Source organism: Mycobacterium sp. IDUB_5 (assembly GCF_055419565.1).
Map to the genome: position 1 here is coordinate 389,371 of NZ_JBVAXX010000003.1, position 12,767 is coordinate 402,137.

At 70.1% G+C, this 12,767-nt stretch carries 13 protein-coding genes; 7 read left to right on the forward strand and 6 right to left on the reverse strand.

From position 1 onward, the window contains the following. The first annotated feature begins 3 nt into the window (after positions 1–3). Both ACZY1G_RS11200 and ACZY1G_RS11205 read left to right on the forward strand, forming a co-directional pair. Positions 4–1,092, forward strand: coding sequence for an adenosine deaminase (locus ACZY1G_RS11200; protein WP_463814331.1), 1,089 nt, complete (start codon positions 4–6; stop codon positions 1,090–1,092). Between the two features lie 95 nt (positions 1,093–1,187). Further along, the gene (locus ACZY1G_RS11205; protein ID WP_463822391.1) at positions 1,188–1,997 is read left to right on the forward strand and encodes an alpha/beta fold hydrolase; all 810 of its coding nucleotides are present in this window, start codon (positions 1,188–1,190) and stop codon (positions 1,995–1,997) included. Here the strand turns inward: ACZY1G_RS11205 and satS are convergent. From satS to ACZY1G_RS11220, 3 genes are read right to left on the reverse strand one after another with little or no spacing between them, the layout of a single operon-like run. Further along, the gene (gene satS, locus ACZY1G_RS11210; protein ID WP_463814334.1) at positions 1,977–3,227 is read right to left on the reverse strand and encodes a protein export chaperone SatS; all 1,251 of its coding nucleotides are present in this window, start codon (positions 3,225–3,227) and stop codon (positions 1,977–1,979) included. The genes ACZY1G_RS11205 and satS overlap by 21 nt on opposite strands. 22 nt (positions 3,228–3,249) lie before the next feature. Next, positions 3,250–4,326 (reverse strand): C40 family peptidase, encoded by a 1,077-nt coding sequence (locus ACZY1G_RS11215; protein WP_463822392.1) that lies wholly within the window; start codon positions 4,324–4,326, stop codon positions 3,250–3,252. Beyond that, positions 4,323–4,628 (reverse strand): type VII secretion target, encoded by a 306-nt coding sequence (locus ACZY1G_RS11220; protein WP_463822393.1) that lies wholly within the window; start codon positions 4,626–4,628, stop codon positions 4,323–4,325. Before ACZY1G_RS11220 ends, ACZY1G_RS11215 begins: the two co-directional genes overlap by 4 nt. A gap of 64 nt (positions 4,629–4,692) precedes the next feature. On the opposite strand from ACZY1G_RS11220, the gene upp reads away from it, so the two are divergent. Continuing rightward, positions 4,693–5,316: a uracil phosphoribosyltransferase gene (gene upp, locus ACZY1G_RS11225; RefSeq protein ID WP_463814337.1), complete on the forward strand. Its 624-nt coding sequence runs from the start codon at positions 4,693–4,695 to the stop codon at positions 5,314–5,316. Here upp and ACZY1G_RS11230 read toward each other — a convergent pair. Beyond that, complete coding sequence (locus tag ACZY1G_RS11230) at positions 5,298–6,914, reverse strand: phospho-sugar mutase (protein WP_463822394.1); 1,617 nt, start codon at positions 6,912–6,914, stop codon at positions 5,298–5,300. The two genes, upp and ACZY1G_RS11230, sit on opposite strands and share 19 nt — an antisense overlap. After that, positions 6,915–7,358 (reverse strand): MarR family winged helix-turn-helix transcriptional regulator, encoded by a 444-nt coding sequence (locus ACZY1G_RS11235; RefSeq protein WP_463814339.1) that lies wholly within the window; start codon positions 7,356–7,358, stop codon positions 6,915–6,917. It lies immediately after the preceding gene. Positions 7,359–7,466: 108 nt separating this feature from the next. On the opposite strand from ACZY1G_RS11235, the gene ACZY1G_RS11240 reads away from it, so the two are divergent. Next, positions 7,467–8,576: an AbrB family transcriptional regulator gene (locus tag ACZY1G_RS11240; RefSeq protein WP_463822395.1), complete on the forward strand. Its 1,110-nt coding sequence runs from the start codon at positions 7,467–7,469 to the stop codon at positions 8,574–8,576. Here the strand turns inward: ACZY1G_RS11240 and ACZY1G_RS11245 are convergent. Further along, positions 8,522–9,316, reverse strand: coding sequence for a purine-nucleoside phosphorylase (locus tag ACZY1G_RS11245; protein ID WP_463822396.1), 795 nt, complete (start codon positions 9,314–9,316; stop codon positions 8,522–8,524). The two genes, ACZY1G_RS11240 and ACZY1G_RS11245, sit on opposite strands and share 55 nt — an antisense overlap. A gap of 47 nt (positions 9,317–9,363) precedes the next feature. Here ACZY1G_RS11245 and ACZY1G_RS11250 point away from each other — a divergent pair, with 47 nt between their 5' ends. The 3 genes from ACZY1G_RS11250 (at position 9,364) to ACZY1G_RS11260 (ending at position 12,744) form a co-directional block, all read left to right on the forward strand. Then, the gene (locus ACZY1G_RS11250; protein WP_463822397.1) at positions 9,364–10,542 is read left to right on the forward strand and encodes a M20 family metallopeptidase; all 1,179 of its coding nucleotides are present in this window, start codon (positions 9,364–9,366) and stop codon (positions 10,540–10,542) included. Next, complete coding sequence (locus tag ACZY1G_RS11255) at positions 10,539–11,705, forward strand: amidohydrolase (RefSeq protein ID WP_463822398.1); 1,167 nt, start codon at positions 10,539–10,541, stop codon at positions 11,703–11,705. The genes ACZY1G_RS11250 and ACZY1G_RS11255 overlap by 4 nt, the downstream gene beginning before the upstream one ends. A 154-nt stretch (positions 11,706–11,859) precedes the next feature. After that, positions 11,860–12,744, forward strand: coding sequence for a hypothetical protein (locus tag ACZY1G_RS11260; protein WP_463822399.1), 885 nt, complete (start codon positions 11,860–11,862; stop codon positions 12,742–12,744). The last annotated feature ends 23 nt before the right edge of the window (positions 12,745–12,767 follow it).

Consider the following 12,767-nt stretch of genomic DNA (forward strand, 5'->3'; position numbering starts at 1 on the left):
CAGATGACGACACCGTTGACGCTGGAGAACATCCGGCAGGCGCCCAAGGCGCTGCTGCACGATCATCTCGACGGCGGGCTGCGGCCGCAGACGGTTCTCGAACTGGCGGAGGAAACCGGGTACGACCAGCTGCCCGAGCAGGACTCCGAGGCGCTGGCGACGTTTTTCCGCACCGCCGCGCACAGCGGCTCGCTGGTGCGCTATCTGGAACCGTTCGCCCACACCGTCGGCGTGATGCAGACCCCGCAGGCACTGCATCGGGTGGCCCTCGAATGCGTGGAGGACCTCGCCGACGACAACGTCGTCTACGCCGAGATCCGGTTCGCCCCCGAACTGCACATCGACGGCGGGTTGTCTCTCGACGAGGTCGTCGAGGCGGTGCTGGCCGGCTTCGCCGACGGAGAGAAGGCGGCTGCTGCCGGGGGCCGCCCCATCGTGGTGCGCTGCCTGGTCACGGCGATGCGCCACGCCGCGCGCTCGCGGGAGATCGCGGCACTGGCGATCCGGTTCCGGGACCAGGGCGTCGTCGGCTTCGACATCGCCGGCGCGGAAGCCGGCTACCCGCCCACCCGTCACCTCGACGCGTTCGAGTACATGCGAAGCAACAACGCGCGCTTCACGATTCACGCGGGCGAGGCTTTCGGGTTGCCGTCGATCCACGAGGCCATCGCGTTCTGCGGAGCGGACCGGCTCGGCCACGGGGTGCGCATCGTCGACGACATCACCGTCGATCCCGACGGCACCGCGCGGTTGGGCCGGCTCGCGTCTCTGCTTCGTGACAAGCGGGTGCCGTTCGAGATGTGCCCGAGCTCCAATGTGCAGACCGGCGCAGTCGACAGCATCGCCGAGCATCCGTTCGACCGGCTGGCTCGCTTGCGCTTCCGGGTGACGGTGAACACCGACAACAGGTTGATGAGCGACACCACGATGAGCCAGGAGATGCTCCGGCTGGTGGAGGCGTTCGGCTACGGGTGGAGCGATCTCGAACGGTTCACCATCAACGCGATGAAGTCGGCGTTCATCGCGTTCGACGAGCGCTTGACGATCATCGACGAAGTGATCAAACCCCGCTACGCGGTCCTCATCGGCTAGCGATTTCGGCGTGTCTGTCGTCGCTCACCGACGGCCAGCACGCCGAAATCGCGGCCGAGCGATGACTTCGGCTCGCTGAAGCAGTCGAACTTCCCATGACCACCTCTCCCGTCACCCGTCGGCTGACCGTTCCCGGCGCCGTCCTTCATTACGAAGTCCGCGGTAGCGGGCCCCTGCTGGTTCTGGTCGGGTCGCCGATGGGTGCCGGCGATTTTCAGCCGCTCGCCGATGCGATGGCGCCCGAGCGCACGGTCGTGACCCTCGACCCGCGCGGGTATGGCGCCAGCACGCTCGACGACCCGGACCAGAAGGCGACGGTGGAGACGCGTGCTGAAGACGTGGTCGCGATCCTCGACGACATGGGCGCTGACCGCGCGGAGGTCTTCGGCTCCAGCGGCGGTGCGGTCACAGTGGTGGCGCTGATGACGCGGTGGCCGGCACGCGTGCAGACGGCGATAGCCCACGAGCCGCCCTTGATCGAGTTGCTGGCCGACGCGGAGAGCCGCCGCGCCGACACCGAGCGCATCATCGACACCTTCCACGCCGACGGCGTCCACGCCGCGTGGCGCGCCTTCATGATCAATGCAGGCTTCGAGCCGCCCGAGGCTGTGGGGGAGACCCCGCCGCCGAGCGAGGAGGAGCGCCGGCACGCGGCCCGGTTCTTCGACCACGACCTGCGGGCCACCACGGGCTACCGGCCCGACGTCGACTCACTGCGCGGCAGCCGGATCGTCGTCGGCATCGGCGCCGACTCGGGCGCGTTGCTCACCCACCCGACGTCATCGGCGCTCGCCGATGCGCTCGGCATCGGTGCGCAGATCTTCCCTGGCGGACACGTCGGGTTTCTCACCGATACGGCCGTCTTCGCCGAGGCTCTGCGGGCGTCACTCCGAGCGCAGGCGTGACTCCACGAAGCGCTCCAACGACTCCCACTGCGTGACGGCCTCGGCGTACGGCGCGCTCGGCCGCGACACCGAGCCCGGCTCCAGCGAGTAGGCGATCAGCCGGCCCAGCGCGGTGTCCTTGTCGAGCTTGGCCGCGACGCTGGTGTCCTCGGCGTAGTCCGCGATGTCGCGCAGCAACTCGACGGCGAGCTCGAGCTGGTCGTGATCGAGCGCGTCGGGACCTTCGGCGAGGTCGTCGACGATCCCCGACAGCACGTAGATGTTGTCGTCGGTGACCTCCACGCGCAGCGAGCCGTCGGTCGCCGCGGTTCGGATGTCGTCGTAGGTCGCGAGGTCCGACAGGTCGTGATCGTGCTCGTCAGCCAGGTAGCGAGCCAGGGCCCGCTCCGACCCGAACACGCTGATGCGGCCGTTGCGGCCCAGGAAGATCGGCCGGTCGTCGAGGTAGCAGCGCAGCGTGAAGAAGGTGCCGCTGCTGGTCATCATCCGGACCGGGTCGATGCCGACGCGCGCCCAGAAGTCCTCGTCGCTGCCCAGCACCTTGTCCTCGGCGGCCGCGGTCAGGTCGTCGGCCTCCTCCTCGGTGTCCACGATGTCGTCGATGACGACCTCGTCTTCTTCCGGCTCAGGCGCCGGCTCGTCGAGCTCTGCCTGCGCCTTTTCGACGGCGGCACTGTCCACGTCGGGCTTGGTGATGATCTCGTCGATCGACTCGATCACTGCGTCCCAGCCGCGGTTGATGATCTTCTCGATCTCGGCCCAGCGCTTGCGCCCCGCTCGACCGGCGTACGCCTCGGCGCCGCCGCCGACGGTGCCCAGCAGCGGATTGCCGTTGAAGAACTTCGTCACCGCGGGCAGTTCGCACACCGATCCGATCGACGACACGACCGACAGTGCGCGGTGCAGCGTGCGCACGCTGTCCTCGGTCGGCTTGTTCGACAGGATCTCCTCGAAGCCGGCGAGGTCGTAGGAGTGCTCCTCGTCGGGCACGAGCCGGTGCGCGTTCGCCGTCGTCAGCTTCTCCCACGCGGGGTGGTCGGTGAGGTCGTTGTCGGCGTTGGTCCGCACGAACGCGGCCAGGTCGGCCACAGAATCGAGCACGTAGAGGTCCTCGTCCTTGCCGAGGAACGCTTCCCACTCGTCCCCGTCGGCGCGCCACCGCGGTGCCCACAGCGTGTACACGTCGCCCTTGGTCAAGCTCAGCCCGATCGGCACGATGTCTGCAGCCATGCGGCACAGCCTAACGAGGCCTCTAGGCGGTGGGCCGCCAGAACCCCTGGAAGCCTTGGCCGGCGTTCGCCGTCCTGATCGGCGAGAGCTTCACAGGATCACCCGCCTCGATCATGGTGCCGTCCCCGACGATCATCGCGACGTGGCCGTCCCACACCGCGAGGTCCCCGGGCATCAGCGCGCCCGGCGGCACCGCGCGGCCGATGTCCTGCTCCTGGGCCAACCGCGGGAGGTCCAGGCCCGCTTCGTGATACGCCCACTGGGTCAGGCCGCTACAGTCCAGGCCCTGGCCCGGCGTGGTGCCGCCCCACTGGTAGGGGACGCCGAGCTGGGTCAACGCGTGGCGGACGGCGTCGGCGGCGACGGCGTTGGGTGCCATCACCACCGTCCCATCGGGCAATCGCACCGCCACACCCTCGCCGAAGGTCGCCGCGTCGGGGGTGTCGATCGGCGCCTCTGCCGCTGTGAAAGCCGCTGGTTGGGCCATCGGCTCGCCGCCGGACAGACCTCCCCCGGGAAGCCCGGCTGTCCCACCCGCGGGGAGTCCGCCCCCGCCCGTGCCGGTGCCCGGCCACCCCGCCGCGTGGGTGGGTGCGGGCCGCGTCTCGATCGCCGCGGCATGCCGGTCGAGTTCGGCGAGCAGCTCCTCGACCACGGCGATCGCGCGGCTCAGCGCGTCGCGTGCCTCGGTGAGCAACTGCTTGGCCACGCCGGGCTCGTCCAATCTCGGCTCGAGTGCCGCGGCCTTCGCCTCGAACTCGTCGACGATGTCCTGCAGCCGCCGGTGTGCAGATGCGACGGATCCGGCGGCGTCGCGCGCCACCGAACCCAGCCGACCGGCCCGCTCCGCCGCACCGTCGATCGCCGCGGTCGTCGTCGCCGCGAATTCCGCCGCCGCGTCCGCGCCGGAACCCGACCAGTCCGCGTCGGCCTCGCGCCACGCCTGCGAGGCGGCATCGGCCACGTCGGTCAGGGTGTCTCGGACCCCGGTCAGCACCGCCGCGGGATCGCCGGCCTGATCGCCCGACCAGCCCGGACCGACCAGCGCCTGCACACGCCGCAGCGGGGCGGCGAGTGCGCTGACCAGGGCGCTGGTCACCAGACCGCGATCCGGGACGCGGCGTCCGCCTCGGTGGTGTCGTAGCTCAGCGCCGAAGAGTCCGCGGCCACCCGGGCGCCCGCCAGCGATGCGCCGAGGGAGGCGAGCGCGGCGGCGTCGTCCCCGGCGGCCCGGGCCAGTGAGGCGAGAAACCGCGCCCCGACCGGCCCGTAGGCAGCGGCGCCGTCGGACGCACCGGTGAGGTGCGCGGCAGCGGCGTGCAGTGCGTCGGCATGCGCGTCTGCTGCGCGGCCGTAGGTGCGGACGGCTTCGGTGTCGACGGACAGGGCGTCTACGGACAAACGGGCGAACACAGACAGTTAGACGCCGGGAAACGTCACCCGGTTCCCATTAAGGTCCAATTCCATGGATGTGCGCGTTGTCGACCACCCGCTGGCCGCGGCGCGGCTGACCACCCTGCGCGACGAGCGCACCGACAACGCGGCGTTTCGCGCCGCGCTGCGGGACCTGACGTTGATGCTCGTCTACGAGGCGACCCGCGAGTCGCCGGTCGAGACCATCCCGGTGCGTACTCCGATGGCCGAGACGTCCGGTGCGCGCCTGGCCAATCCGCCGCTGCTGGTGCCGGTGCTACGCGCCGGCCTGGGCATGGTGGATCAGGCGCATGCGCTGATCCCGGAGGCTCAGGTCGGCTTCGTCGGCATGGCCCGCGACGAGGAGACGCATCAGCCCACGCCGTATCTGGAATCGTTGCCCGCGGATCTGAGTGCGCGCCCTGTCATCGTGCTGGACCCGATGCTCGCGACCGGCGGCTCGATGGTGCACACCCTCGAGCTGCTGTTCGCCAGGGACGCTGTCGACATCACCGCTCTGTGCGTGGTGTGTGCGCCGGAAGGCGTTGCCGCACTTGAGAAGGCGGCGCCACAGGTGAAGCTGTTCACCGCCAGCATCGACGCGGGCCTCAACGATGTCGCCTACATCGTGCCGGGTCTGGGCGATGCCGGCGACCGTCAGTTCGGTCCGCGCTGAGTCAGTGCCCGGACGTCCTCGGTGAGGGTGTCCTGCACCTGCGCGGCCCGTGCTCGTGCCCCCTCGAGATCGCCGTCACAGCGAACTTCGAGGTAGCACTTGAGCTTCGGCTCGGTGCCAGACGGGCGGATCACCACGCGAACCGACGTCGACGCGTCACCGCCGGTCCACACCAGCGCGTCGGTGCGCGGCGCGAGGTCAGTGGTCTCGACGGGATAGGACGCCAACCGCCGTGGTGCTTTCGCGCGCAGGGCAGACATCAATTCAGCTGCCGCAGAGGGTGATTCGACGCGGCGGGTGATGGCTGTGGTGCTGTGCACGCCGTGGCGGCGCGCCAGCTCGTCGAGGGCGTCGGTCACCGTCCGCCCGCGCGCCCGCAGCACTGCCACCAGGTCGCAGGCCAGCACCGCGGCGCTGATCCCGTCCTTGTCCCGCACCGCGACCGGATCCACGCAGTGCCCGATCGCTTCCTCGTAGGCGTAGAGCAGCGTCGCGTCGAGCCCCTCGTCAGCGCGGGCCAGCCACTTGAATCCCGTCAGCGTCTCCACGTGGCGCGCGCCGTGACCGGCGGCGATGCGTGCCAGCATGCGTGACGACACTACGGTGCTGGCGACCACCACGTCTGACGCTGAGGCATGCGAGAGCAGGTAATCGCCCAGCAGCCAACCGGTTTCGTCACCTGAAAGCATCCGCCACCCGCCCGGTGTGGGCACCCCGATCGCGCACCTGTCGGCGTCGGGGTCGAGAGCAACGGCGATGTCGGCGTCGACGTCTACGGCCAGCGTCATCAGCGCGTCGGTCGCCCCCGGTTCCTCGGGGTTGGGGAAGGAGACGGTGGGGAAGTCCGGGTCGGGCGCGAACTGCGCGTCGACCACGGCGACGTCGGAAAAGCCTGCCAGCGCAAGCGCATCGAGTGCGTACTCGCCGCCGACACCGTGCATCGGTGTCAGCGCGACGCGTACCGATCCGCCCGCTCGCCGCACGCTCGCCGCGCGCTCCAGGTACCGCCGGACGTACTCGGTTCCGGACGGGGTGACCGGGTGTCGGGGGATCTCGTCAGCCGGTGGGGCGGCGGCGATGGCGTCTTCGATCTCGGCGTCGACGGGGGAGGCGATCTGAAGACCGCCGGCGAAGAAGACCTTGTAGCCGTTGTCGGAGGCCGGGTTGTGGGACGCGGTGATCTGCACCCCCGCCGCCGCACCGGTGTGGCGCACCGTGAACGCCACCGCAGGAGTCGGCACCGCAGCGAACATCAACGTCACCGAGAATCCCTGCGCAGCAAGAACTTCAGCGACGCCACGCGCGAAATCGGCGGACCGGTGCCGGGCGTCGTACCCGACTATCACCTGTCCGCCGCCGTGGCCGCGGCGCGTCAGGACGGTGCCCAGGGCCCACGTCGCGCGCAGCACGACGGCGAGGTTCATCCCGTTGGAGCCGGCGCGCATCGGCCCGCGCAGCCCCGCGGTGCCGAACGTCAGGGTGCCGGCGAAGCGCTCGGCCAACTCCTCGGAGCTGCACGCCGACAGTTCAGCGGCGGCGTTCGGATCGGGATCGTGGGCCAGCCACTGCCTGACGGCGGCGTTCAGATCGGACGTCACTCACGTCAGTGTGCCCGCCTCGGCGTCGGCGAGTTTGCGCAGGATGGGGGCGACGAGCATGAGCAGGTCGAACTCGAGGGTGGAGAGGCGTTCGCGCATCGTGGTGTGCAGCCACGCGTCGCGCTCGGCGCGGTCGGCATCGAGCAGGACGGTGCCGTCGGGGGTGATCTCGACGAGCTGGCGGCGCCGGTCGGCTGCGTCAGGCCGTCGCGCGATCAACCCCCGGGTCTCGAGCTCGTTGAGCGAATCGGTGAGCGACTGCACCTTCACCCCGAGGCGCACACCCAGCTCGGCCGGGGTGGTCACTCCGGCGCGGCTGACCTCGCCGAGCAGTTGCATCTGGCTCAGCGTCAGACCGTTGTCCGGCCGGTGCCGGCGAAGCTGCCGCGTCACAGCCATCATCGATTCCCGCAGCTCGGTCGCTGCCGACGCTTCGATACCCATTACCAAGTTATACCTTGGAAATAAATCACAGTCACGAGGTGAAACCTTGCGTTGAGATATTGGATTGGTAAGAGCATACTTGGCATCACGATGACATGGTGGAAACAGATGCTCAGGTGGACGGTGCTGTTGGCGGCGACGGTGGCGGTCACCGTTCCGCTCACGATCGTGGGGGTACCTTCGGCGGCGCTGTTCGCCGCGCTGGTCGTCGGAATCGTGCTCGCGCTGACGTCGGCCGGCCCGGCCGGCGTGCCCCGCAAGCTCGGGGTCGCCGCCCAGGGGGTGCTCGGTGTCTACATCGGCACGATGGTGCAGCAGGATTCGCTCGGCACCCTCGGCGGGCACTGGCCGATCGTCCTCGCCGTCGGCGCGGGCACGCTGGTGCTCAGCGTCATCGCCGGAGCGCTGCTGGGATTGCGCCGCGATGTGACCCCGCTGACCGGCTCGCTCGCTCTCGTCGCCGGCGGCGCATCCGGGCTCGTCGCCATCGCCCGTGAACTCGGCGGTGACGACCGCGTCGTTGCCGTCGTGCAGTATCTGCGTGTCGGGATCGTCACCGCGTCGATGCCCGTCGTCGTCACGCTGATCTACCACGCCGATAAGTCCCGCGCCGACTCCGCCGCGCTCGCCCCCGCGGGCCAGGCCCCCTGGTACCTCAGCCTCGCGATGCTCGTCGTGCTGGTGCTCGTCGGGGCGACCGTCGGGCGTCTCATCCGGTTGCCTGGTGCCGGTCTGCTCGGACCGCTGGCCCTGACGGTGGGCCTCGAGGTCAGCGGGTTCTCATTCGGCCTGTCGGTGCCCATGCTCCTGGTCCAGGCCGGCTACATGCTCATCGGCTGGCAGGCCGGGCTGGCGTTCACCCGGTCGTCGCTGCGCGCGGTCGGCCGACTGCTTCCGGCGGCGATCGCGTTGATCGTCGCGATCGGCGTGGCGACCGCCGGGTTGGGGGTGCTGCTGTCCCATCTCACCGGGTTGACCCCCCTGGAGGGCTACCTCGCGACGAGCCCGGGTGGCGTGTACGCGGTGCTGGCGACGGCGGTCGAGACCGGGTCGAACGTGACGTTCGTGATTGCTGCCCAGGTGGTGCGGATCTTGCTGATGCTGTTCGCGGCCCCGCTGATGGCCCGCGGCGTGGTGTGGGCGAGTCGGCGCCTCGGCCGGGATCAGAGCCGGGAGATCACGGCCGAGAGCAGAGAACCCATCCGCGTCGCCGACTGACGGCCGGCCTCGAGCACCTCGTCGTGACTCAGCGGTTGCCCGGTCATACCGGCGGCCAGGTTCGTCACCAACGACAGCCCGAGCACCGCGGCGCCGGCAGCGCGCGCGGCGATGGTCTCGTGCACCGTCGACATCCCCACCAGATCGGCGCCCAGCGTGCGCAGCATCCGGATCTCGGCGGGCGTCTCGTAGTGCGGCCCCGGCAGGCCTGCATAGACGCCCTCGGCCAGCGTCGGATCTATCTCGCGTGCCAACTCCCGCAGGTGGGGCGCATAGGCGTCGACCAGATCGACGAACTGGGCACCGACCAGGGGAGACCGCGCGGTCAGGTTGAGGTGGTCGCTGATCAGCACCGGTTGGCCGACGCCGTACTCCGGGCGCAGACCGCCGGCCGCGTTGGTCAGGATGACGGTCTGGGCGCCCGCGGCGCAGGCGGTGCGCACGGGATGGACGACGTGCCGCAGGTCGTGGCCCTCGTAGGCGTGGATGCGGCCGAGCAGCACCAGCACCTGTTGCGCACCAACCTGCAGGGAGAAGATCTGGCCGCCGTGGCCCTGCGCGGTGGGCGGGGTGAAGCCGGGGAGGTCGGCCATCGGAACGACGGCGGTGGGTTCGCCGAGCTGTTCAGCGGCCGGTGCCCACCCGGACCCGAGGACGACGGCGACGTCGTGGTGTTCGACCCCGGTGCGATGGGCCAGAGCACGGGCGGCTTCCTGCGCGACTGCCCCGGCGTCCTCCACGACCGGCAGCTTAGTGCGGGTGTCGTCGCAGTGAGATACTTGCCCGCATGCCCACCGCCGCCGCCACGTCCGTCGCCGACGTGATCAGCAGCCGCCGGCCGGACCTGGTGGAGCTCTCACATCAGATTCACGCCGAACCCGAGCTGGCGTTTGCCGAGCATCGCAGCTGCGCCAAGACCCAGGCCCTGGTCGTCGAGCGCGGTTTCGAGCTGACGACGGGGGTCGCGGGGCTCGACACTGCCTTTCGGGCGGTCTACGGCAGCGGCGAGCTCGTGGTGGGGATCTGCGCCGAGTACGACGCGCTGCCCGGCATCGGGCACGCCTGCGGGCACAACATCATCGCCGCGTCGGCGGTCGGGACGGCGCTGGCCCTGGCCGAGGTGGCCGACGATCTCGGGTTGACGGTCGTGTTGCTGGGCACACCCGCCGAGGAATCCGGGGGCGGCAAGGTGCTGATGCTGGATGCTGGGGCGTTCGATGACATCGCCGCGACGGTGATGCTGCACCCTGGACCGCTGGACATCGCCGCGGCGCGCTCGTTGGCGCTCTCGGAGGTCATCGTGCGCTACACCGGTCGAGAGTCGCACGCTGCGGTCGCGCCGTATCTCGGCATCAACGCCGCGGACGCAGTGACCGTCGCCCAGGTCGCGGTCGGGTTGCTGCGTCAGCAGCTGGCGCCGGGGCAGATGTGCCACGGCATCGTCACCGATGGCGGCCAGGCCTCCAACGTCATCCCGGCCCGCGCCGAGATGGCGTACACGATGCGGGCGACGAACTCGGAGTCGTTGCGCGCGTTGGAAACTCGCATGGCCGGCTGCTTCGCGGCCGGTGCGGTGGCCACCGGATGCGAGCACGAGGTGCACGAGCCGGCACCCGGCTATGCCGAACTGGCGCCGGATCGCTGGCTGTCGTCGATGATTCGCGCGGAGATGCTCCGGGTGGGGCGCGCGCCGGTTCCCGAGGAGGTCGAGGCGTCAGTGCCGTTGGGAAGTACGGATATGGGCAACGTCACGCAGGTGATGCCGGGCATCCATCCGATCGTGGGTATCGATGCCGGTGGCGCGTCGATCCACCAGCCGGAGTTCGCTGCGGCGGCGGTGGGGGAGAGTGCCGACACCGCTGTCGTCGAGGGCGCGATCATGTTGGCGCGCACGGTCGTCGCGCTCGCCTCCGACGCCGGGGAGCGCGACCGGGTGCTGGACCTACACCAACGGCGGGTCGCATGAGCGTGTTGGCGCACGCCGCGGCGCGTTTCCTGTCGGCCCGTTACGACGATCTGGTCGCCTGGCGGCGGCACCTGCACATGCATCCGGAGCTGGGTCGCCAGGAGTTCGCGACGACGCAGTTCGTCGCGTCGATCCTGGCCGATGCCGGCCTCAACCCGAAAGTGCTCCCCGGCGGCACGGGGTTGACGTGCGACTTCGGTCCCGATGACGGCCCGCGGGTGGCGTTGCGAGCAGACATGGACGCGCTGCCGATGGCAGAGCGCACCGAGGCGCCGTATGCCTCGACGGTGCCCGGTGTCGCGCACGCGTGCGGCCACGACGCGCACACGGTGGTGCTGCTGGGCGCGGCGTTGGCCATGGCATCGGCGCCGGAGCTGCCGGTCGGGGTGCGGTTGATCTTCCAGGCGGCCGAGGAGCTGATGCCCGGTGGCGCGATCGACGCGATCGCCGCGGGCGCGCTGACGGGTGTCTCGAGAATCTATGCCCTGCACTGTGATCCGCATCTGGAGGTGGGCAGGGTCGCGGTCAAGCCAGGCCCCATCACCTCGGCGGCCGATCAGCTCGAAGTCGTGTTGCACTCGCCGGGTGGGCACACGTCGCGTCCGCATCTGACCGGCGATCTGGTCTACGGCATCGGCACGCTGATCACCGGTTTGCCGGGAGTGCTGTCTCGTCGCATCGATCCGCGCAACAACACGGTGATGGTGTGGGGGGCGGTCAATGCGGGTGTGGCGGCCAACGCGATCCCGCAGACCGGCACGCTGGCCGGGACCATCCGGACCGCCAGCCGCGAGACCTGGGTCGGCATGGAAGAGATTGTCACCGAGACCATTTCGGCCCTGCTGGCGCCGCTGGGCATCGAGCATGTGGTGAACTACCGGCGTGGCGTGCCGCCGGTGGTGAACGACGAGGTGTCCACGCGCATCCTCACCCACGCCATCGAGGCGATCGGGCCCGATGTGCTTGCCGACACCCGGCAATCCGGTGGCGGGGAGGACTTCTCCTGGTATCTGGAGGAGGTGCCGGGCGCGATGGCGCGGCTCGGTGTGTGGAGCGGTCAGGGCCCGCAGCTGGATCTGCACCAACCGACGTTCGACCTCGACGAGCGCGCACTCGGTGTCGGGGTGCGACTGCTGACCAACATCATCGCCAACAGCGCCTGATTTCGGCGAGCGCGCGAGTTTGCACATCGACACGCCGCCATTGCTGGCACCGGGCGCGCGCTCGCGTCCCGCGAGCTGTGCGTAACTGTCAATCCATCCCCAGGCAGCGCGCGAGCCCTGGCCCGCCGCGTGCCCCTGCACCCAGCATGGCCGCATGGACGAGCACCTCATCGCGCTGTTCGACGCCCAGGGTGGCGTGGCCACCAGCGCACAGATCCTCCGGTACCTGACCCGCCGTCGTTTCGAGGCGCTCACCAACAGCGGTGTCTTGGAACGCATCTGGCAAGGCATCTATTGCCTCGGTGAGCCCACTGATCTACTCCGGCTGCGTGGTCTCGATCTGTCGTGCGGGCGTCCCGTGGCCGTCTGCCTCGCCACCGCGGCCGCGATGTTCGGCTTCGACACCGAGCAGCCGGCCGAACTCCACGTGCTCGACCCACAGTGCGGGCTGCGCGATGCCGACGGGTTGGTGGTGCATCGCCGCGACGGCGCACCGCTGGTCAGGGTCGGCGACCGTCGCGCGACGGCACCGGCCTGGACGGCCGTCGAGGTCGCGCGCAGCCTGCGGCGCCCGCGGGCGCTGGCCACGCTCGATGCTGCGCTCCGCAGCGGCACCTGCAGCCGTGCCGATCTGTGGCGTGCGGCCATCGAGCAGAAGGGGCGCCGCGGAATCGTGGCGGTGCGAGATCTACTGGCGCTCGCCGACCCGCGGGCTGAGTCGCCGATGGAGAGTGAGGCGCGGCTGGCGATGCTCGACGGCGGTCTGCCGGTGCCGGAGCTGCAGTACGAAATCCTCGACGGCTACGGTAATCTGCGGCGGCTGGACTTCGCGTGGCCCGATCAGCAGGTCGCAGCGGAGTATGACGGTCTGGCGTGGCACTCGGGGCCGGAGGCGATGGCCGAGGACCGAAAGCGCTTGAATGCGTTGGCGGACGTCGACTGGACTGTGGTGCCGATCGTGTTCGATGACGTCCGCTATCGGGCGTTGGAGATGGTGGCGCGGATCGATCGGCAGTTGACGCGCGCTCGTGCGGCGTGAGCGCGCACAGAGAGCCAGAAAAT